This window comes from Pedobacter sp. UYP24, assembly GCF_054057295.1.
Genome location: NZ_JBSRZD010000005.1, coordinates 118,755 through 141,865, shown reverse-complemented (window position 1 = coordinate 141,865; position 23,111 = coordinate 118,755). Strand labels below are relative to the sequence as shown.

Annotated in this window: 17 protein-coding genes; 4 read left to right on the top strand and 13 right to left on the bottom strand. The window is 39.4% G+C overall.

Annotated elements, in window-relative coordinates:
• Positions 1-10: 10 nt before the first annotated feature.
• Together ACVWYN_RS11605 and ACVWYN_RS11600 are read right to left on the bottom strand one after the other, a co-directional pair.
• Positions 11-889 carry a MerR family transcriptional regulator gene (locus ACVWYN_RS11605; protein ID WP_457289029.1) on the bottom strand — a complete coding sequence of 293 codons (879 nt, stop codon included), beginning with the start codon at positions 887-889 and terminating at the stop codon, positions 11-13.
• Positions 890-966: 77 nt separating this feature from the next.
• Positions 967-2,250 (bottom strand): DASH family cryptochrome, encoded by a 1,284-nt coding sequence (locus tag ACVWYN_RS11600; protein ID WP_457289028.1) that lies wholly within the window; start codon positions 2,248-2,250, stop codon positions 967-969.
• A gap of 392 nt (positions 2,251-2,642) precedes the next feature.
• On the opposite strand from ACVWYN_RS11600, the gene ACVWYN_RS11595 reads away from it, so the two are divergent.
• Both ACVWYN_RS11595 and ACVWYN_RS11590 read left to right on the top strand, forming a co-directional pair.
• Complete coding sequence (locus tag ACVWYN_RS11595; protein WP_457289027.1) at positions 2,643-3,548, top strand: TIGR01777 family oxidoreductase; 906 nt, start codon at positions 2,643-2,645, stop codon at positions 3,546-3,548.
• Positions 3,548-4,858: a cryptochrome/photolyase family protein gene (locus ACVWYN_RS11590; RefSeq protein WP_457289026.1), complete on the top strand. Its 1,311-nt coding sequence runs from the start codon at positions 3,548-3,550 to the stop codon at positions 4,856-4,858. Before ACVWYN_RS11595 ends, ACVWYN_RS11590 begins: the two co-directional genes overlap by 1 nt.
• Here the strand turns inward: ACVWYN_RS11590 and ACVWYN_RS11585 are convergent.
• From ACVWYN_RS11585 to ACVWYN_RS11545, 9 genes are all read right to left on the bottom strand, one after another.
• Complete coding sequence (locus tag ACVWYN_RS11585; RefSeq protein ID WP_457289025.1) at positions 4,855-5,748, bottom strand: FKBP-type peptidyl-prolyl cis-trans isomerase; 894 nt, start codon at positions 5,746-5,748, stop codon at positions 4,855-4,857. The two genes, ACVWYN_RS11590 and ACVWYN_RS11585, sit on opposite strands and share 4 nt — an antisense overlap.
• Position 5,749: 1 nt before the next feature.
• Positions 5,750-6,238 (bottom strand): FKBP-type peptidyl-prolyl cis-trans isomerase, encoded by a 489-nt coding sequence (locus ACVWYN_RS11580; RefSeq protein ID WP_457289024.1) that lies wholly within the window; start codon positions 6,236-6,238, stop codon positions 5,750-5,752.
• A gap of 135 nt (positions 6,239-6,373) precedes the next feature.
• Positions 6,374-8,164: an acyl-CoA dehydrogenase family protein gene (locus ACVWYN_RS11575; protein WP_457289023.1), complete on the bottom strand. Its 1,791-nt coding sequence runs from the start codon at positions 8,162-8,164 to the stop codon at positions 6,374-6,376.
• A 13-nt stretch (positions 8,165-8,177) separates the two neighbouring features.
• The gene (locus ACVWYN_RS11570; protein WP_457289022.1) at positions 8,178-9,356 is read right to left on the bottom strand and encodes an acetyl-CoA C-acyltransferase; all 1,179 of its coding nucleotides are present in this window, start codon (positions 9,354-9,356) and stop codon (positions 8,178-8,180) included.
• A 4-nt stretch (positions 9,357-9,360) separates the two neighbouring features.
• Positions 9,361-11,721, bottom strand: coding sequence for a 3-hydroxyacyl-CoA dehydrogenase NAD-binding domain-containing protein (locus tag ACVWYN_RS11565; protein WP_457289086.1), 2,361 nt, complete (start codon positions 11,719-11,721; stop codon positions 9,361-9,363).
• Positions 11,702-12,160, bottom strand: a complete 459-nt coding sequence (locus ACVWYN_RS11560; RefSeq protein ID WP_457289021.1) for a MarR family winged helix-turn-helix transcriptional regulator — start codon at positions 12,158-12,160, stop codon at positions 11,702-11,704. Before ACVWYN_RS11560 ends, ACVWYN_RS11565 begins: the two co-directional genes overlap by 20 nt.
• Positions 12,161-12,287: 127 nt before the next feature.
• The gene (locus tag ACVWYN_RS11555; RefSeq protein ID WP_457289020.1) at positions 12,288-13,625 is read right to left on the bottom strand and encodes an OmpA family protein; all 1,338 of its coding nucleotides are present in this window, start codon (positions 13,623-13,625) and stop codon (positions 12,288-12,290) included.
• A 129-nt stretch (positions 13,626-13,754) separates the two neighbouring features.
• Entirely contained in the window at positions 13,755-13,958 is a 204-nt protein-coding gene (locus ACVWYN_RS11550; RefSeq protein WP_457289019.1) for a hypothetical protein, read from the bottom strand.
• Entirely contained in the window at positions 13,933-15,708 is a 1,776-nt protein-coding gene (locus ACVWYN_RS11545; RefSeq protein WP_457289018.1) for an AMP-dependent synthetase/ligase, read from the bottom strand. The genes ACVWYN_RS11550 and ACVWYN_RS11545 overlap by 26 nt, the downstream gene beginning before the upstream one ends.
• A 253-nt stretch (positions 15,709-15,961) precedes the next feature.
• On the opposite strand from ACVWYN_RS11545, the gene ACVWYN_RS11540 reads away from it, so the two are divergent.
• Positions 15,962-18,613: a DUF7133 domain-containing protein gene (locus tag ACVWYN_RS11540; protein ID WP_457289017.1), complete on the top strand. Its 2,652-nt coding sequence runs from the start codon at positions 15,962-15,964 to the stop codon at positions 18,611-18,613.
• A gap of 563 nt (positions 18,614-19,176) precedes the next feature.
• Here ACVWYN_RS11540 and ACVWYN_RS11535 read toward each other — a convergent pair.
• Entirely contained in the window at positions 19,177-20,514 is a 1,338-nt protein-coding gene (locus tag ACVWYN_RS11535; protein ID WP_457289016.1) for a vanadium-dependent haloperoxidase, read from the bottom strand.
• A 58-nt stretch (positions 20,515-20,572) separates the two neighbouring features.
• On the opposite strand from ACVWYN_RS11535, the gene ACVWYN_RS11530 reads away from it, so the two are divergent.
• A complete protein-coding gene (locus ACVWYN_RS11530) occupies positions 20,573-21,337 on the top strand; it encodes a hypothetical protein (RefSeq protein ID WP_457289015.1) in 765 nt (254 codons plus the stop codon).
• Here the strand turns inward: ACVWYN_RS11530 and ACVWYN_RS11525 are convergent.
• Positions 21,326-22,807 (bottom strand): sensor histidine kinase, encoded by a 1,482-nt coding sequence (locus tag ACVWYN_RS11525; RefSeq protein ID WP_457289014.1) that lies wholly within the window; start codon positions 22,805-22,807, stop codon positions 21,326-21,328. The genes ACVWYN_RS11530 and ACVWYN_RS11525 overlap by 12 nt on opposite strands.
• Positions 22,808-23,111: the final 304 nt, after the last annotated feature.

The following is a 23,111-nucleotide window of genomic DNA, read 5'->3' as shown; positions in this document are numbered from 1 at the left end:
GTAAACTTCTTTATAAATCTTCAAGAAACTCCACCATATCACAAACGTTCTTAAGTGGCGTGAGTTGATCTTTAACAAGAATATCAAATTCAGAGATCAAACTTCCGGCCACTATAAGCGGAACGTTCAAATTATCCATTACCTTACCTATAACTTTATTGATATCCTTACCTAAGTTTAATGAGGTTAAGGTAATAAATGCGTAATTTGGTTTATAGGATTCAATTACCTTTTTTAGATCAGTGTATGGAATTTCCTGCCCAAGATAAAGTGTTTCATGCCCGCACTTCTTTAGTAGATACCGGGTAAATAACAGACCAGTTTCATGCATCTCAGCTTCAGGCAAAAACAAGATAAATCGCTTCGGATCTTTCTTTACAGGCATTTCAACCTTATCAATCTCAACAACAATCCGCTCCCTGATCAGGTTAGAAGCAAAATGTTCGTGCGAAGGGTCAATCGTACCCGTTTGCCATAACATCCCTACCTTTTTCATAAATGGATAAAGCAATGTATCCATCGTTTTAATCAGACCAAGTTCTGTTACGCATCCTGTTAATACCTCAGTGAATTGAGTTTCATCAAATGCAATAGTTGCGTTTGACAAATGAAGCATTTGTACGGAATTATTCTTCCAGTCACTTTTTAATTGCTTTACGAGATTGTAGATCTGGCTCTGACTCATTTTAGCAATTTTGCTAATTTTATAGCCATTCTCATTAAGGGCGACAATATTGAGCAGCATCTTCAGATCTTCTTCACTATAATACCTAATATTTGTAGCAGTTCTTTTAGGAGGCACAAGATTGTACCTCGTTTCCCAAGCCCTAATGGTATGGGCCTTTATGCCAATTAAGGCCTCGATATCACTAATTGAAAAATTCTTCACGACAATACTTACAACAAATGTTAAACAAGTTTGTTTAAATTACAAGTTTTGTTTACACTTAAATCACCTGGGGGATGTTAATGAATAGCCACTGAATGGTTTACATCAAGTATTTTCAAAAGCTTTTCTAGATCAAACATCGATTTAGATTGTAAATCCAAGCCTTCTCCAGCAACATTGGCCCAATTGCCCCAATTACTGGCTGCAGAATAATCTATCAGTTTCTCCTCAAAATAAAAGGCACCCATTGTCCAATGCAATTGGAGCACATGAACTAAATAAGTAGCAACCAGCAGTCTCCCATTATGCGGAATGAAGCCAGTATCATTTAGCTCATGCATATAGGCGTCCACGAGCGGCTGCCCAGTATCTCCCCTTCTCCAAAGATCCATCAAAACCTCTCCTTCAAGCGCAGGCGCATCAATGATGGTTAAAAGATCTGGCTCTTTAAAAAATTTAATGCCATGTTTTTTAAACATGAACCTATAATAATCCCTATACAATAAACCCAGTAAAATCTGACTAAAATTAACATTATTCCCAAACTGCTGTTCGGCAGATTTAACAGTCCAGTAAACTTTACGTGGAGACAGGCATCCTAATGCAAGCCAAGCAGATAACCTTGAGCTAAAGACTTGTTTACCAGCAACTCTTGAACTCCCTTTTTTATAGATATCAGAATCAACCTTCAGCAAATCCTCTAAGTGCGAAATGCCTGCATCTTCTCCACCAATTGCAGTGATATTACTTACAGCACTACTGTCTAAATCAAATTCCAGACCTTTTAAATCCGGCAAACTCCCCCATTCGTTGCTTGCAACAAAAGATATTTCAGCAGGCGACTTAAAACATTCCTTTACACTTGCATCGCGTTCTGTTTTCTTTTTAAACTGCGAAAATACATCGGGGATATCCTTTATAGGAAAAGGTAGATCTTCTTTATTATAAAGCGTATGCCCAATAAAATGTTTAAGATTTATCTTCTGCTTCCAAAGTGTATCTTCTACCAATGCCGAGATTTGGGTTTCTTCCACCCCAACTTCCCTATGGTGATAGACTTCGGAAATCTCGTACTGTTCTGCAATTTTTAGAATATGATCTTCAGGTCTGCCTTCAACAATTAAAAGATTACCTCCTAATTTCACAAATGCATCCCGCAATGCGGATACACTCTCCAAAAGGAACTTAGCCCTATTTACACCTGTCTTAGCCGTTAAAAACTTTGTTTGTGTAAAATACCGTGGATCAAAAAAGTAAACAGGTAAAATAGAATCAGATTTGGCAATGGCCTCCACCAGCATTTCGTTATCATGCAGACGCAAATCATTTCTGAACCAAACCAAAATCTTCTTAAACTTCATTAATTTATTCGTTGGTATTTATTGGAATTACAAAAATATATCATTTTTTAAGTTAATTAGTAAAGTAAAAGCAATATTTATTTAACAAACTATCGTTGTACCATAAAACCTAGGGTTGTCATGATCAAGCTTTCGGATCCATCCTGGCTTCGTATATTTTATATCGGTTAAAGGGACATCAAAGGTTATGTAGTCGCCTTTTAGATATACCAATGATACGGAACCGATAGCCGACGGATATCGAACGGATAACCGACGTACGAACCCGTACCGAAGCCAGGTACTACCCAGGCCGAAGGCAGACCAACAAAAAGAAGCTCCGAAGTAGAATATTTATTATCTATTTTAGGGACAATCTGCAAACTAAAGCTTCACAATCCAGTTATTTAATAATGAAACAGCGAATACTGATAACGGGTGCTACCGGAATGATCGGAAAAAGATTGATAAGTCAACTTCTTGCAAAAGGCCATACGGTATCTATTTTGGCCAGAAAACCCATACAGATAAAAGATGTGAAAACTTTTTTATGGGACATCTATAAAAAGGAAATCGACCAATCCTGCATGAATGGCATAGATACCATCGTCCATCTGGCTGGTGAGGGAATTGCCGACAAGAAATGGACTAAGGCGCGAAAAAAAGAAATTATAGACAGCAGGGTAATCAGTACCGATTTACTTTTTGAAACGATAGAGAAAACAAAAGCAAACATCCAGAATTTCATCTCATCTTCTGCCACTGGTTACTACGGTGATCGTGCTGATGAGATCCTGCAGGAGGAATCTAACCCAGGAGATGGTTTCCTTGCCAAATGCTGCATGTTATGGGAACAAGCTGTTGATAAGGGGGCCAGCTTTGATATGAGAGTCGTTAAGATCAGAACAGGATTTGTACTTGGAAAAGGTGGTGGCGGACTCTCTTCATTAGATAAACCCATTCGCTTTTTTGCAGGGGCAGCATTGGGCTCAGGTAAACAATGGGTACCATGGATCCATATTGACGACATTGTAAATCTATATGTTGAAGCAATTGAGAATGAAAGTTATCAAGGTGTTTTCAACGGATGTGCTCCTTTTCCTGTAACAAACGATACACTAACCAAAGCAATTGCCAAACAACTCCGTAGGCCGGTTTGGCCCATAAATGTCCCAGAAAAAGTGTTGGAAATGATCCTTGGAAAAATGAGCATTATTGCTACAATCAGCACCAATACCTCCGCTCAGAAATTACTTGATCACGACTTTAAATTTAAGTATATTCATCTGGAGGACGCCTTAAAACAGATCTATAAATAATGAGTCAGGACGTTAGTATTTGCTGGTTAAGAAGAGACCTGCGACTGGAAGATAATGCTGCACTATATCATGCCTTAAAAGGCAATTACCCGGTGCTATTATTCTTTATATTCGATAAAAATATTCTGGATAAACTAAATGCTAAAGATGATGCCCGCGTCACTTTTATTCATCAGACGTTAAACAGCTTGCGTAAAAAAATTACTGTCAACAATTCTGCTATTTATGTGGGTTATGGAACTCCTGAAGAGGTCTGGAAGGATGTACTAAAAGCTTACCACGTGAAATCTGTTTATGTTAATCACGATTATGAACCTTACGCAAGAGAAAGGGATGAGTCGCTGGCCGAATACCTCGCCTCTGAAGGAATTGCTTTTAAATCTTTTAAAGATCAGGTGATTTTTGAAAAACATGAAATTGTCAAAGCCGATGGCAAGCCCTACACAGTTTTTACTCCTTATTACCGACAATGGGAGAAAAAATTGAGTCCTTTTTATTACAAAGAATACCCTATAACAAAATACTTAGAAAATCTGTTGAAAATTGCTCCATTACCTATGCCGGAGCTAAAAACCATGGGGTTTACAAAATCTAATGAGAAAATTCCAGCACTTGATTTTGCAAATAAACTAGATAGTTACGAAGGAAGACGGGACTACCCAGCAGACGACGCAACAACACGAATTGGTTTGCATCTTCGGTTTGGAACGGTCAGCATCCGCCAGGCAGTTTCACAGGCAATTGAGCATAATGCAAGTAAATGGCTATCCGAACTCGCCTGGCGGGATTTCTATATGATGATTCTCTGGCAATTCCCTTACACGAGTAAATCATGTTTCAAACCTGCCTATAACAACATCCCATGGAGAAACGATGAAAAGGAGTTTGAAGCATGGTGCAAGGGCTTAACAGGCTATCCGCTAGTTGACGCGGGCATGAGGCAGCTAAATAAAACTGGATTTATGCACAACCGGGTACGTATGGTAGTGGCCAGTTTCCTGACTAAACATTTATTAATAGACTGGCGTTGGGGCGAGGCTTATTTTGCGGAGAAATTGTTAGACTATGAAATGGCCAGCAATGTTGGCGGTTGGCAATGGGCATGTGGTTGCGGAAATGATGCTGCACCTTATTTTAGGGTATTTAATCCTGAGCTTCAGGCAAAGAAATTTGACCCTAAACAGAAGTATATCGATAAATGGGTTCCTGAAATTAAACAACAAAAGCATGTCGACCCGATTGTAGATCATGCTTTTGCAAGAGAAAGAATTTTAAAGGTTTTTAAGGAAACCCTAAATGATCAAAGTTAGTTTTCTGTTGCGGTTACTTCTACATCGAAATCCAAGCATTCATTACCAGACAAAATAGTAGCCCCAGCTTGATCCCGTGATCCTGCTGCACCATAAGCCAATACAGATGGTATAAGAATTCTGACTACAGTACCCTGTTTAAAGTTGGTTAATACAGAGAAGCCTGGAGCCAAACCAGCAAGTACACTTACCGCACCATCTGCCGTTTGAAATGCAAGTCCATTGAAAGTCCTTCCGGTATAATTATAGGTGATTGTAGAGGTGCGTGTAATTGGAGGACCTGTACCTGCTGTAGTCAAGATGTAATATACTCCAGAAGGGCTTTTAGTAGCTGTCAACTTATTTGCAATCAAAAACAAATTGATGTGTTTATCATCCAGCGAAGCCTGACTTTCAGTATAGGTTTTAACCGTAACATCCAGAATTTCATTTGAAGGGATTTTTAATGTTTCATAACCATTCTTTCCAAATGCAAGGTATGAGGGTAGAATTACACGCCCTGTTCCACCAGCCTTCATTTGATTAAGCACATTAAGCATCCCCTTCACATTAATACCCAATAACTGACTTGAGTAACCTACGAAAGTTCCAAGATTTGACGTTTCCGGAGTCGTGTAATAAACTGTACCATTTAAAAGTGATTTTACCACTATACTGTATCTTACAGAATCTGTATTTTTGTAAACATCTCCACTACCCTGAGTAGTTACCTGATAGTAAAAACCAGTACCTTTCGGATCTTTAGTGGCCGAAACATTGTTTTTTGAAATGTAATCTTCAATTTTATGGTCATCAATACTTTGAGCGCTTTCATATTCCTTCTTGCAGGAATCTAGAAGAACGACAAACCCCATTAGTAAAAAGGTGTATGATGATAATTTCTTTAACATATTATTTTATTTTAGCTACTTTTTTTAAGTTAATTACAAAGTTAAGTACAGCGTTTTTAGGCACATGCGTAACTACGTCATAGTTTTTATAGGCCTGTCCAGAAGGAATCAGCAACCTAATCTGTCCGCCTTCTCTAATTAGCGGCAAACCATTTATCCATCCGGGTATACTTTTTTCAAGTATAAATTTGTATCCAATTGTATCAGTTGTTTGACTAATCAATGTATCGTTCAACAACTTCTCTGTATACAAAACTGTTAAAGTATCTGTCAATTCAACAGGCAATGTTCCTGTACCTGGACTGACAATCTTATAATATAAGCCAGATTCGTGTTTAGTAAGGGAAATTTTGGTAGAGTCAGACCATTTTTTTATCAAGGCCTCATCTATTTGATATTGCTTAACCTCGTTGTAGACTTCGGGCTTCTCGCATGCGGCAATAACACCCGCAACAAGCAACAATACCCATAAAAGCCTATTTTTCAACATATCGCACAAAAATACTCTTTTATTAGGTATACAGCAATTTTTAACCAATTTTAACATACTAAGGACATCTTGCAATTCATAAAAAAACGCCCCCAATAAGTCGGGGGCGCTCCAGTTTAATTATGAATTGTTCTTTTAATAGCAATATTTATTAGCTGCGATTACCTGCTGCGCAACTTTCTGACGAACATCTTTAACGTTAAAAGGCTCCATTTTTGTAAATCTCCGCAACCCAACCATCATCATCCGAAGTTCATCGCCCTCTGCAAATGCCCAGAGTGCTTCTTTCCCTGCTTTGTTCACACCGTCAACTGCCTCTACAAAGTAAATCTTCATCATATTGAGCTGACCTTCACAAGCTTCCTGACCTTTTATACTAACCAGTTTTTCTGTGCGTAGCATAGCCGATTCAGCCACATAAACATAACTGGCCATGTCGGCAATATTCATCAATATCTCCTGCTCTTTTGAAAGGCTCATCATCAATTTTTGAACCGCAGCACCAGCCACCATAAGGGTTGCCTTTTTCAAATTAGCAATTACCTTTTTCTCTGCTGCAAATAAGGTATCATCCTCCTCACCAAAATCAGGAATAGACATCAATTCAGAAGCTACAGCAGTGGCCGGCGTCATTAGATCAAGCTCCCCTTTCATGGCCCTTTTGAGCATCATATCAACTGTCAATAACCTGTTGATCTCATTTGTCCCTTCAAATATCCTGTTTATCCTGGCGTCACGGTAAGCGCGATCCATAGGTGCCTCTGCAGAAAAGCCCATACCTCCATAAATCTGAACACCCTCATCCACTACATAATCCAACACTTCAGATCCCCAAACTTTCAATATGGCACATTCAACGGCAAACTGCTCCGTAGATTTTAGCTTCGCTTTACCTTCATCCATCCCTCCGGCTACCAATGCGTCGTAAGCATCATCTATGTTTTGTCCTGCCCTGTAATTTGCAGATTCAACAGCATATACCTTAGTCGCCATTTCCGCAATCTTAAAACGTATTGCTCCATATTTGGATATTGGTCGGTCAAACTGCACTCGTTCATTAGAATAATTTACGGCAGTACTTATAACAGATTTACATGCACCTATAGCTGCTGCAGCAAGCTTTATTCGTCCGATGTTTAAAATATTAACAGCAATCTTAAAACCATTCTCGCGCTCAGAAAGCATGTTTTCTATCGGAACAAGACAGTCGTTAAAAAATACCTGTCTTGTCGATGAACCCTTTATACCCATCTTATGCTCTTCTGGGTTCATGGTAATGCCTCCAAAACCCCGCTCTACAATAAAAGCGGTCAAGTTAGCATCATCATCAATCTTCGCAAAAACAATAAATACATCTGCAAAGCCTCCATTGGTAATCCACATTTTCTGACCATTGATCACATAGTGCTTACCATCATCTGTTAACTTAGCTTTTGTTTTTCCAGAATTGGCATCAGAGCCAGAATTGGGCTCTGTTAAACAATAAGCAGCTTTCCACTCGCCTGTGGCCAACATAGGTATGTATTTATCTTTTTGCTCCTGATTTCCGTAATAAAGGATCGGGAGTGTACCAATGCCAGTATGGGCAGATAAGGCTACTGCAAAAGAGTGGCCTGCGCCAATTACATCAGCCACAAGCATCGAGGTATTAAAATTCTTTCCAAAGCCGCCATATTGTTCAGGGATGGAAACGCCCAAGATCCCGAGCGCTCCAGCCTTATCCATTAAAGATGGCATTAATCCTTCTTCCTGCGTATCAATCCTATCAAGCTGTGGAAAAACCTCTGCAGTCAGGAAATCTCGGCAGGTTTGGGCAATCATATTTTGCTCTTCATCAAATTCTTCAGGAATGAATACATCCTGGTAAATGGTTTCAGTTATTAAAAACTCACCTCCTTTAATTGCTTTTTTGTCTGTAGCTTCCATGTTATATAAGATTTTAAAGCATCTCAAAAATACCCGCAGCACCCTGCCCGCTGCCAACGCACATGGTTACCATACCGTATTTCTGATCTCTCCGTTTCAATTCATTAAACAATTGCACTGATAACTTTGCGCCAGTACAGCCCAAAGGATGTCCGAGCGCTATCGCTCCTCCATTTACGTTCAGCTTTTCTGTATCCAGATCCAAAGCCCTGATAACTGCCAGAGATTGGGATGCGAATGCTTCATTGAGCTCTATCAAATCTATTTGATCTAGCTTCATGCCTCCCTGAGTTAATGCTTTTGGAATTGCATAAATAGGCCCTATCCCCATAATTCTGGGCGGCACTCCAGAAACTGCATAACTCACCATTCTTGCGATCGGGTCAACTCCAAGTTCTTTCATCTTCTTCTCAGATACGACCAGTACAAATGCAGCACCATCAGAAGTTTGTGAAGAATTACCAGCTGTAATGCAACCATCAGCGGCAAATACAGGTCTCAGTTTAGCAAGTTTATCAATGGAAGTATCTGCTCTCGGTCCTTCATCCGTATCAACCACATAACTCCTCGTTTTCTTCTTTAGGTTTTCATCCAAATAGGTTTCATTTATCGTTATAGGTAAAACACCTGCTTTCAGACTACCATTTTTGATAGCCTCTACCGCCTTTTGATGAGATTGATAAGCAAACTGATCCTGATCTTCACGATTTACCTTATACTCTTTGGCAACAGCCTCCGCTGTCAAACCCATACCCCAATACCAATCCGGGTTATTCTTGGCAACCTCTGGATTAGGTACTAACTTCCATCCACCAAAGGGCATGCCCGACATCACTTCAACGCCACCAGCTATAATACAATCTGCCATACCACTTCTAATCTTAGCAACCGCTGTAGCGATGGTCTCCAATCCAGATGCACAATATCGATTCACAGTAACTCCCGGCACCTTATCGGTATCCAAGCCCATTAGAGAGATCATTCTTCCTATATTTAATCCCTGTTCAGCTTCTGGCGTGGCATTTCCAACAATTACATCATCAATTTCCTCTTTGTTTAAATTAGGAACAGCTGCTACGAGCTCCCTGATCACCTCAGCAGCCAAATCATCAGCCCTTGTAAAACGAAATACTCCACGTGGTGCTTTTCCAACAGCGGTTCTGTATCCAGCAATTATATATGCTTCCTGCATGTCATTAATTTCTTAAAGGTTTACCTTTGGTTACAATACTCTGAATGCGCTCCAACGTTTTTCGTTCTCCGCATAAAGACAAAAATGCTTCTCTCTCCAAATCCAGCAGATATTGCTCCGTTACTTCTGTTGGCGATGATAAATCTCCGCCACACATTACCCATCCCAGTTTCTCAGATATCTTCTTATCATGTTCTGATATGTAATGACCGGAATACATGGTATTAGCTCCTGCATAAACGATACCCAGGCCCTGCTTTCCAAGCACACGAATATCTTTACGTTGCACCGGCTTCGTATATCCAGCATCCGCAAGTTCTAACGCCTTAGCTTTGGCATCTGAGATCAACCTACTTTTGTTCATTGTTATTGCGTATTTGCCCTTTTGCAAATACCCAAGCTCATAAGCTTCTACTGCAGAGGTGGATACTTTCGCCATTCCTATAGTGAGGAATCTATCTTTCAGCACGTTTTGTATAATCTGATCTTCTTTATATTCATCAGATGCCCTCAATGCAAATTCCTTAGTACCCCCACCACCTGGTATTACACCAACGCCAAATTCTACCAAGCCCATATAAGTCTCAGCATGAAGCTGCACATGATCGGCATGCAAACTAAATTCGCACCCTCCTCCAAGGGTTAAGCTATGTGGAGCCACCACAACTGGAATTGATGAGTACCTAATGCGCATAGACGTATTTTGAAACAGGCGTATCGCCATATTTAATTCATCCCATTCCTGTTCAACTGCCATCATAAAGATCATCCCAACATTCGCGCCTGCGGAGAAATTGGAACCATCATTGCCTATTACTACACCTTTGTATTCTTTCTCTGCCAAGTCAATTGCCTTATTAATGGCCTGCAGGGTATCGCCGCCAATTGTATTCATTTTAGAATGAAACTCCACATTGAGAATACCATCGCCAAGATCTATGATAGACGCCCCTGAATTTTTCCAGATCACGTTACTAGTCCGCAGGTTATCCAGAACGATGAATCCTTCTGTACCCGGTATTGCCTTATAACTTTTGGTAGGGATGTCGTAATACTTTTTCACGCCTGCCTCAACTTTGTAAAAAGTGAGATTTCCATTGCCAATCATTTCTGTAACCCATGCAGCTGGAGTATTCCCGTATGCTTTCATACCTGCCACTGCTTCATTTAAACCTACTGCGTCCCATACTTCAAACGGTCCAAGATCCCATCCAAAACCGGCACGCATGGCATCGTCAATGCGGTAAAGTTCATCAGATATTTCAGGTATCCGATCAGAAACATATTCAAACAATCCAAAGAAAGAAGCCCTAAAAAGTTCTGTGGCTTTATCTTTTCCAGCCGCAAACACCTTCATCCTATCCTTTACATTTTCAATGGTTTTAGTCATTTCCAGAGTGGCCGACTTCACCTTCTGCTGAGGCCTGTATTCCAGCGTTTTTAAATCCAGCGCCAGTATTTCAGTTTTTCCCTCTGGCGTTTTTATCTTTTTATAAAAGCCTTGCTTAGTCTTATCACCTAACCAGTTATTGGCCTCCATCTTTTCAACGTAGACAGGCAACTTAAATAAATCATGTGCCTTATCATCCGGACAGTTGTCATAAAGTCCTTTAGAAACCTTAATCATGGTATCCAGCCCAACAACATCGGTTGTTCGAAAAGTGGCAGATTTAGGTCTACCCAATGCGGGGCCTGTAAACTTATCTACCTCCTCAACAGTAAGATCCATTTTTTCTACCAGATGCAACAAAGACATTATGGAATATACGCCAACACGATTGGCAATAAATGCGGGAGTATCTTTACACAGTACAGTAGTCTTGCCTAAAAACAGATCACCATAATGCATTAAAAAATTAACCAATTCTGGCTTGGTATATTCCGTAGGAATAACCTCCAGTAATTTCAAATACCTTGGAGGGTTAAAAAAGTGAGTGCCGCAAAAGTTCAACTTAAAATCCTCGCTTCGCCCTTCTGCCATCAAATGAATTGGTATACCAGAAGTATTTGAAGTAATGAGTGTACCTACTTTTCTATGTATTTCTACTTGTTCAAAAACTTTTCTTTTAATGTCGATATTCTCAACCACTACCTCAATTATCCAGTCTACCGTAGATATTTTAACCATATCATCTTCAAAATTACCTGTAGTAATCTTGTTCAGTACCATTTTTGAATATACAGGCGAGGGGTTAGTTTTAACCGCATTTAGCAAAGCTGCGTTAACAATATCATTTCTCGAACCATCTTTAGGAACAATATCCAATAGTAAAACTTCTACTCCGATGTTAGCAAAGTGACAGGCTATCCTTGACCCCATAATCCCGGAACCGAGTACTGCAACCTTATTTATCTTTTTGTTCATCATTTAAAGTTGTATTTGTATATGCCAGTGTAAGTTTGTTCAGTTTTTGCAGCGTACCAATTAGGCTATTTTTTTCATGCACAGTTAAATTGTCGCTTAAATATTCATTAAAAGAAATCACCACATCTTTGGCGAGGTGTCGTTTTTCCACACCAAAATCAGTAAGAAAAACTTTTACAGAACGCTTATCCCCAACCGAAGCTTCGCGGTAAATCAATCCCAACTCCTCCATGTTATTGAGCATCCTGGAAAGGCTTGTGGCTTTAACGCCCAGCAACCCCGCAAGTTTAGAAACCGCAGTGCCTTCCTTTTCAATATTAATCAACACGTAACCTATAGCCTGGGTAATTCCAAAGCCCGAAGCAATTTGATTATAACTGTTTGCCATGTTTTGCCAAACCACTTTCAAAAAATAATCTATAGTTTCCTGCTGTTTCATTTTACTATGCTTGCATAACAAAGCTATCCATAAATAAATTACTACGCAAACATATTAGCTTAAATTCTTTCAAAAAAAAAGCTGCCCTGAAAGATCAGGACAGCTGCTAAATTTTTGTATTGTCTGACTAAAATAATGTGAACACTACTCTTCTGTTTTGCTGTCTTCCAGCAGCAGTTTTGTTGGTAGCAATTGGCTGACCTTCTCCATAACCTGTAGCTTCAATTCTAGAAGCATTTGCACCTTGAGAAACCAAATATGACCTAACAGATTCAGCTCTGTCTTTAGACAATCTCATGTTCAAAGCATCAGATCCAGTGTTATCTGTATGTCCGGCTAATTTCAAACTAAAGTTTTTCTCCATTAACAAAGCAGCAACTCTATTTAAAGTACTATAAGATTTTGATCTGATGGTAGCTTTACCCAAATCAAACTCTAAATTGTTAATCGCATCGGCAACAACTTTTCTATCAGCTTCTGTAATAATCACTTTTTCAGTAACCATCGGAGCAGGAACCTTTAAAGGACAACCAGCACCATCAACTACAGTACCAGATGATGTTCCAGGGCATTTATCCAATTTGTCGGCAACACCGTCACCATCTGTATCTTTTAATAAATCATTAAGATCCGAACGTAATCTTGCATTTTCAGCTCTCTGTGCATCAAGATCACTCTTCAATGCATCAGCAGCACGTTTAGCCGCTAAAGCCTCATCGTAAGTTAACGCAACAGGATTATGCCATGCCTTTTGTTTACCTGTACCCAATGCAAACTCAAGTCCGGCATAAGCATAAGAATATCTATCGCTATTTTGTTTATATACACCATCAAGGTTATCCCCGTCAACAAAGTTCACTGTCCAACCTAAATCAAAGTTTACTTTTTCAGCTACTTTAAATTTCGCACCCAATCCAACTGGAATAATCAATTCACTAATTGTCTTGCCTCCTGCATAATCAGTAAATGTTCCACCAGTGGCACTTGGAGATGTTGTTACTTTATAACCTGCTAAACCACCACCTGCAGATGCATATAATTGAAGGCTATTCTCTTTATTAAACATATCTATGTTAAATAGATTTACTACCGCATTTAAACTTCCAGAATAGGTTAAATCAGTTTTAAAAGCATTTACAGCGCTAGTTGGTGTTATACCACTATCAAATGGCTTACTGTTATCTCCGCTCAATTTACCCTTTACTCCATCCAAACGAAGGGAGAAATAGGTGGTAAATTGCTTTTTAATATATAAACCATATCCTAGGTTCGTTTTCCAGTTAGAGAAATCGTTCTTTCCTCCCAATGGAGAAATTGGGGTTAGCGCTCCGGCATTTACACCTATAGACCATGATGTTAAGGGCATTGAACTCCCATTGGTCATTGTAGTTTCCTGAGCCTGTGTGGTTCCCGCGATAAGCATCGCTGCAGCAAAAGGCAGGCATTTTAATAGATTTTGTTTCATATTCAAAGTATATAATTTATAAGAGGTGGTTAGTTACTCTTATAATTCAATACTCAGGCCATTAACATAAATGGCTTTTAAACATCCATTTACTTGTCCTACTGTGCTTAATTCTATACAAACAAAAGGCTACCAACCCAAATATAGATCATCACCCCGGGGATCTGCTCCCCCCTGGTAATATCCCCATTTGGTTTTTAAAATGGCATCTACACGCCCTATCCCGCCACTCGGTTTCAGCAGATATCCTTTATCAACTAACTTAGTTGCGCTAAGGCAATCCAGCGCACCATCTTCCACATAAACTCTAAGGTGTCTTATAGTTTTCGGCATCGTGGTAGATTTTTTCGATAATATCTTTATTATTCTCGAGAACTACCTTCCTTTTTAAACTTAATTTTGGCGTAAGCTCACCTGCTTCAATGCTCCATTGTTTAGGCAGTAGTGCAAAGCGTTTTACTTGTTCCCATTTACCAAAATCCTTGCAGGTATATTCTACAATACTTTGAAACTTATCAATCACCTGCTGATTAACTATCATTTCCTGGTCTGTAGTATAAGGTATTTCCTTTTTCTCTGCCCAGGATTTTAAAGCCCCAAAATTGGGAACAATTAATGCTACTGGAAACTTCCTATTTTCTCCCAGCACCATTACCTGCTCTACCAAGATGGTTTCTTTAAATTTATTTTCCAACATTTGCGGCGCTACATATTTACCTCCCGCAGTTTTAAAAATCTCCTTCTTCCGATCTGTTATTTTTAAGAACTTTCCATCAACCAGCTGACCAATATCTCCGGTATGGAACCAGCCATCCTGATCAATCGTCTCAGTAGTAAGGTCATCATGCATATAATAACCTTTCATTATGGCATGGCCACGGGCAAGCACTTCACCATCCTCTGCTATCTTTACCTCCATACCTCTAATCACCGGACCAACAGTACCAAATTTGGTATTGCCGAAATAATTTACCGTAATTACCGGCGAGGTCTCTGTTAATCCATAGCCTTCAAAAACAGGCATATCTGCAGCCCAAAATATCCTGGCCAGTCTTGGGTTTAGCGCTGCTCCTCCAGATATGATTACTAAAATATTACCTCCAAGTGCTTCCTGCCATTTCTTAAATATCAGCTTACGCGCAACACCCAGTTTTACTTTATAGAACCAGCCATTCTCAAACTCATATTGTTCTCCTATTGATACTGCCCAAAAAAACAGACCTTTTTTTAGTCCTGTTAAGGCCTTACCCTTTTCCATAATCTTTTCATATACCTTTTCCAGCAACCTGGGAACGGTAGAGAAGGCATTAGGTTTCACAAATTGTATATCTGCTACAATGGTATCCATGCTTTCTGCATAGTATACGGAGGTATCACAATACATATACAGGTACACTACCATGCGTTCAAAGATGTGTGATAGTGGTAAAAAGCTCAATCCTTTTTTAATCCCTTCGGGAAGCAAGACAGCAGAATTTTGAAAGTTCTTTACCAGGTTGTTATGGGTTAGCATTACACCTTTTGGTGTACCCGTTGTGCCTGAGGTGTAGATGAGGGTAAGGATATCATCTGGAGCAACCTGCTCCCGATATATATTAAGGTCAACGTGCTCCATTAAGGCCCCTTTACCAGTTAGCTGAGTCCACGGATCTGCCCCTCCTACCTCGTCAAACGTAAATATTTTTATACCATTGGCTAAGCCGTCACAAACAGGTTTTAGTTTAGTATAGAGGGCTTCGTCTGCCACGAATACTACAGATACCTCTGCATTTTCTAATATGAATTTAATATCATTACCGGCTAAGGTTGGGTACAATGGTATTTGATAAGCCCCTAGCTGCATAATCGCAAAATCAGCAATGTTCCACTCCGGCCGGTTATGAGACATCACCGCTACCCTGGATCCTTTAGCAATTCCAATGTCCAACAGGCCCCTGCTCAACGCATCAACCGTATTGCAAAACTCTACAGTGTCATAATTCTTCCAAGCGCCATTTATCTTGCCGTTTATAAAATCCTTTTTTGGGAAGTTCTCCAGATTATACTGAAGCAGATCAAAAACCCTCGTTATCGTTACGGCCATACCTTGCAGCTTATATTTATGAATTTGGTTATTGTGTTAAAGCTAATAATTATTCTTTTGGAAATTCTTTAAGAAATGCAATATTCATATCTTACGTATGCAGCAAAAATCCAAACCAGCAAAACTCAAAAATCAGTTAACTATTCTCCATCTTATCCATTGGTATTTTAATGCAATAGCGCAATTTTTACATTGGAGAATCTACAGAAATTTGATAATTTTCTTTAAGTTTGAGTAACAATCAAATGTAACCATGTTTAAAATCCATTTACTCATTATTTATGCTTTCCTGGCCCTTATCGGTTTCAGCATAAGCGGATCCAATTTTAATACTCTTGAAAAGAGTCAGATAGGTGTACTTCTAGATACACCACGAAATGCTTCCAAATGGCCCGGCGAACTTAGCCTGACCAATTTTGCAGGCTCAGAGCTAACCCCTAGTCCGGCATGCCTGGCAGTAGCGCCAACAGGGGAAGTTTTTGTAGGTGTAGATAAGATCGGCTCTCTTGGTAAAGACCCTGGAAAGGGTAGTATTGTTAAGCTGATTGACAGCGACAATGACGGCAAGATAGATAAACACACCATTTTTGCAGCGGTAGATAACCCAAGGGGTATTATTGCTGTGGGCGACAAGGTGTATGTGTTACACACTACTTTTTCTAAAGAAACAGGCATTGCAAAAGGCATGGACCTTGTCGTTTTTGAAGACAAAGACAATGATGGTGTAGCAGACGGGGCCTCTCAGCCACTGATAGAAAACATCAGCTCTCCTAAATTTGTACAAAGCAGGGGCACAGATCACGCCACCAATGGTATCCGCCTGGGTATTGATGGATGGATATACATTGCTGCAGGAGACTTTGGATTTTATAATGCGGTAGACCGCGATGGGACTAAGCTTACCTTACACGGCGGTGGTATTGTACGTGTTAGACCAAACGGCCGGGAAATGGAATTGTATACCCATGGAACGCGTAATATTTACGATGTAGCCATTGACGCTTATATGAATATTTTTACCCGCGACAATACGAACGATGGTGGCGGCTGGAACATCAGGTTCAGTCACCATATCCAGTCGGGAGAATACGGCTATCCGCTGTTATTTAAAAACTTTACCGAAGAAATCCTACCCGGATTAGTAGATGTTGGTGGCGGTTCTGGAACGGGCTGTCTTTTTATGGATGAGCCTACTTGGCCAGATAAATACAACCATGTACCGATGATGGCCGACTGGGGTAACAGCCTGCTATACATTCACCGTGTAACACCAGATGGCGCAAGTTTTACCCAGAAAGACGAAGAATTTATTAAACTGAATCAGATTACCGATCTTGATGTAGATGGTTCAGGCCGCTTATACCTTTCCGCATGGGACGGCGCAGGCTATTCGGGTAGTCCGGATAAAGGATTCATCGTTCGCGCAGTTCCGAAAGGGTGGAAATACAAGGCTTTTCCTGACCTTAAAAAAGCTTCTATAAAAGCATTAGTAACCTTAATTAAGTCAAATAGTGCTGTTGCGAGGGTTAATGCCCAGCAAGAATTGCTTACCCGTACGGCTAAAGATGCCATTAAAGCATCCTGGGAAATTGCGGCAGACAAAACCATCCCGCTTTACAGTCGCGTAGCAGGTATTTTTGCTTATGCCCAATTAACCGGCGAAGCCGGAATTACAAACTTGGTAAAGCTTAGCGCAGAAAACGATGTTAAAGAATTCGCACTGCGTGCATTGGCTGATAGAAAACCTACAGTAAAAAATGTGCCAATAGCTCCATTTTTAGCGGCATTAAATGACCCTTCTGCAAGGATTCAGGCGGCCGCAACCATTGCTTTAGGTAGATTGGGGAACCCAGAGGCGATACCTGCATTACTCCAGGTAAAAGTACCGGCTTCTTTTGTTGCCCCTGCAAAAAACACAGAAGGACCACATGCAACACCAAATTCAGCCATCATACCGGCACACCTAGCTGTTCAGGCATTAGTTAGCTTAAACGCTACAGATGCATGCGTTCAGGCAATCAGCTCCAGCAATTCTACCATTGCGTTATGGGCATTACGTTATATGCACAGTCAAAAAGCAGTAAATGGTTTAATCTTAGCTTACCAAAAATCAGATCAACCTGCCGTTAAAAAAGGAATAGTAACCACATTAGCCAGACTTTATAAAATTGAAGCACCTTACATGGGTACTACCTGGTGGAGCACACGTCCAGATGGTCATGGTCCTTACTACGAAGCGGTAGACTGGGAACAGTCACCTGTAATTAAAAAATTCCTTACTGGTGTATTTGCACAAGGTGGTATGGGTGACAAACAGTGGTTTGCCGATCTCAATGAAAAAAACCAAATGGGCATTGCTGAATTTGGAGGTGAGGAAACTCAGGTAGCCAAAGATGAGGTAAAAGTTGATTTAGAAAAGATCAGAAACAAGAAAGGCCAGATTGGCGAGTCTTCAATTGAGGATGTAATGTTGGCTATGGCAAAAATTAAAGGAGATGCTGGCTTAGGCAAAGGTCTTTTTACGAAGCAAGGCTGTATCGCTTGTCATAGTATCAATAAGGGCGAGCCTCTAAAAGGTCCATTTATGGGCCAGATTGGCTCTATAATGAATCGTGAGCAGATTGCAGAATCTATCCTTAAACCAAATGCCTCTATCTCACAAGGATTTGCAACAGTAGAAATCACTGCTAAGGGCGATAAGAGTTATATGGGCTTTGTAACTGCAGAATCAGCAGAAAAAATTACACTTCGCGATATTTCAGGTCAGGTATCCACTATCAAAACTGCAGACATCCTGAAACGCAAAGAACTTGAAACATCTATGATGCCTACAGGCATGGCAAATTCATTGTCGTATGAAGAATTCGCTTCGCTGATTACATTCCTGTCAGCACAGAAAAAGTAATAAAGTAGCATCCCTCCCTGAACTTAATATCAGTTTTCGGGGGGGATGCCACTTAATACAATCTCCCAATTCTCCAGAAATATTTCAAAGCGGATAATAGTCAATTGAGCAAATACTCTTTGATAAGCACTCGCGACTACCCTTCGTCTACACTAAAACTATACTCAAACCAAACTAGTTCGATACTTCTACACAAAATAGGTGCCTTTTTGCGAAGAAGTATGGTACATGTTTCGATCAAGTATAGTAGATGTTAAAACCCGCTCCCATCCTTGCTCATAAGAATTCCATAATGGAATTAGGTTTTGAAGATGGATTCCATAAGACACTAATAATCTTTATTTTGTACCATTTATCGGTCATATGACGTACCAAAACAAGTCAAATGATGTACAAACCTCTGTCATATGACCTTTTTTAGTACCCCGTTATTGGGTAAATTTGTAATACACAACGCGATGTTAGCAAGCAGTGATGCATGTGAAAAAGTTCTTTGACATTTTTTAAAAAGCCGAAAGGCTAAGGCTCTTCTTAAACAGGGGCTTATGCCTTTTGGCAATTGGCTATTTTGTTTCGGCCAGGGGTTTGATGTGATTATTTTTTAGTTCGTTAACAATATGCTTACCAATCTCAATACCAACGGAAACTCCATTTTCAATGCCATCTTTAAAATGGATGCCTCCCCAATATCTGCTTATAGCGGCCTCTTTTGACGCTGTAAGGAATGAGGCGAATTTTCTAGATTTAAGTCCATATTTTTCTTCTACATTATCTGTGTACTTGAAATTATCACCAAAATAATAGGTAAGGATAGTTGCACTTGTTGATGATATATGTGAATGTCCACTCATATATTCAGGGAAGGGCGGCGTTTGAAGCATCGGCTTCCAGTTAGGATCTATAAGATTTCTAATCGCTGTTTCCGGACGTATTCTGTTTGTCCTATATTTTTCGTCCCAGCAAGCAATAAAGCTATCAGTAAGCCCCATAGATATGACTGTATATATTTCCATGGTTTTTGAAAAGCTAACTTTTGCTTTTTGGCAGGCGATACCGGTTATACCAATCCAGTGTGCTCCTGGTGAGATTTTCTTCATCCCAACCATTAAATGTCCTTGGTTCTTTAATGCAAATGGATTACAATCCCAAAATCCAGCTATTTCTTTGTTTTCCTTACTTAACCCACTCCCAGCATCTTTATAGATTCCGGTTAATTCTTTATAAAATTTTGAATTCTTATCCTTAGAATAAGGAGTTGGAGGAATTGATACGAATTGTGAAGCTGAGTCAATAAAAAATGGTCTGACTGTATTGAAATACGGTTCTACAGGGGCAAAAAATGCCGGAGGAGTAGGATACCAACTCCCCTCAGTGTTACTTGGTGTGTAACGTGGGTAATTACTAATCCTATTGTACTTGTCCTTCTTTGCATAAGGCATGATTTGTTTAATGATCTGATTGGCATAAGACTGTGAATGCGCAATAATTTCATCTGAGAAGCCTATTTTCCTGCAAGAGTCCAAAAATTTCTGCTCAAAAGCATCGAACAACTTACCAGATGGCTGCATTTTTTTTGCGGTACCAGTCATGGCAAGTATCGCACTCAAAGAAGTGGAATATAGCCCTGAATCTAGTGGCTTGGTAATTTCTGGAAAATCATTTAATACTCCTTTAAATGATAAAACACTTGAATCATTCAAAGCCATAACGGTATATCCCGAAAGACAGGAATAAGAATAAAATCTAGCGGCCAGCGGTGGATTGGTTACATCGTGAATCATCAACTGCGTCATCTCCTCCAGAACCTTAGCGATATCCTTATTTGTAAGTTTCGGGTCCATTTCCTTTTTGCAGCTCATTAAGCAGAATAGCAAAGTGCAGCAAACTATTAGTTTTTTCATTATTTTGTTTTATACTTGGGTGACAATAAATATAGACCTTTTAGAGACAAATTCAATCTTGACAACTGAAAAAAAAATCTATTATACGCTGCGGATTGCTTCGGGCATGTGCCTTATTGGGCATGGCGTTTTTGGAATTATTACAAAAACGGTTTGGTGCAATTATTTTGCTGTAGTAGGCATTGATCAGTTAATGGCATATCGATTAATGCCGATTATAGGGTTCATAGACATATTGATGGGCCTAATCTTGTTAATATATCCAGTAAAACCAATCCTAATATGGTTGGTCATATGGGGTGTAATAACGGCATCTCTTCGTCCACTTTCAGGAGAACCTTTTGCAGAATTTTTAGAACGGGCAGGAAATTTCGGCGCACCATTAACACTTTTAGTTTTATGCGATGGAGAAAACGGCTTTAGCAGATGGGATAAAAAATTAGAAATACCTCTTAAGCTTTCACCTGAAAGCTTAAAAAGAGTCATATTATTTTTAAAAATTACAGCAGCCATTTTGCTCATTGGCCACGGATGGCTTAACCTATTAGAGAAGAAGGGGCTACTTGCTCAGTATTCAGTACTTGGGTTTAAAAATTTACAACTAACGGCTACTATTGCAGGGGTAATAGAAATTGCTGGGGCAGTTATAATATTGATAAAGCCATTGCGACCAGTAATATTATTTTTCTTGGTATGGAAAATTAGCTCAGAACTTCTATATCCGCAGTGGGAAGTATTTGAATGGGTAGAGCGTGGGGCCAGTTATGGAACTTTACTGGCACTGTACTTTGCATTAAAACCAAATAAATCCTTAAGGGATTAACTTACTTTCCTCAATATTGAATTGCATTTTAAATGTGGTGCCAACGTTGACTTCACTCGTTGCACTAATTTTTCCTCCGAGGGTATCAATTTGGGTTTTCACCATGAATAAGCCCATCCCTTTACCATCTACATGCTGGTGAAAACGCTTATAAAGTCCAAAAAGATCATCACCATGTTTTAACAAGTCTATCCCAAGGCAATTGTCTTCAAAAGTCACAATCATTGTCTTTTCTGTCTTTATTGTCTTCACTTTAATTACCACGGGTATTTCTGTCCTACAATACTTAAGGCTATTTGATATTAAATTATAAAAAATGCTGTAGAAATAACTCTTTGTAGTCCAGATGCTATCCCAGGCAGCAACATCCAAATCAACCGTAAGCAGTGCGCGCTCTGCAGGTGTCAATATTCCTTTTAAAATATCTAGTACAATGGCGGACAAACCGACATTCTCTTTACCTTCACTAATGTCTCTTTTAAGATGGAAGATGTTATTAAGGTCTACGATAACACTATCTAACTTTCCCGCAGAACTGATCAAATGCCTGCTCAAGTCTGCAATGTCATTTTCGCTTAGATTTTCCTGATTAAGCTCATTTGCCAGACCTGAAATATTAGCTACAGGAGCTCGTAGATTGTGAGAAACAATGTAAGAGAATTGCTCCAACTCATTATTACGCTGCAATATGTCTTTAATCATGTTCATTCTTTCCAAATCTGCCACCTTTCTTTCATTTATATTTTTAAAATAGATGGAAAGCCCGATAGCTGAAGGATAAGCAATGACTTCCAGCCATACGTTTATCTCTTCATGATATATTTCAAAATGATGTGCTGTATTTTCCCTAACTGCCTTATGATAATTAACATAGGATATTGAACCAACGGAATCAGGAAATTCCTCCCAAATATTTTTCCCGATGATATCAACCTGTCCTTTGCCTAATAGGTGTTCAGCCTCCTTGTTCCAATAGGTAACGATCCAGTTCTTGTCCAGCGCATAGAAACCATCCTGAATACTTTCAAGGATAATGTTCTTTTCTTCAGCAATCGCATCAATAACCTTCAGGTTTTCTCTAACATCATTAGCGAGCTTAAATTTAGCAAGCGCACTTTGCAAGGCTAACGGTAGTCGGTCCAGCCGATCCTTCAGTACATAGTCATCCGCGCCACGCTTCATAATATCAACAGCAAAATCTTCTGAAATGGTTGCTGTAATGAGTACAAAAGGAATGTTTAAATCACTCTGTTTAAAAATTGTTAGGGCTTCGTAAGAGTTAAATGTAGGTAATGAATGGTCTGACAATATCACATCGGGTATAAATTCAACTATTCCTTTTAAGAAATCTTCCTTCGTATCTACCACTTTAATCTCAAAATTGAGTTGCCCTTTCTTCAACGCACGATTAACAAGTATTGCATCGTCTGGAGAATCTTCAAGATGTAATATTTTTAATTTATCCTTCATTATGCTCATTAAATAATGCTTGGTACTCTCTTCATGAAAGCAAGCTGTTCAATTGTTATTAAAATCCGTTTAGTTTCATAAACAGATTTGAACACTATGGGATGGTTGTTAACATCTCTAAGATAGGATAAACTTTCATTATATCATTGTTCTTTCAGTTAAACAAAAACTGCGTTAGGCATAATAGTTGTTAAACTAGAACCTTTTACAAATTACAAATTGATACATTATGAAAAGATTGTTTTTTACTTTATTGCATGCGCTACATTGTTAACGTTTAGTACCTCTAAGGTAAATGCCCAAA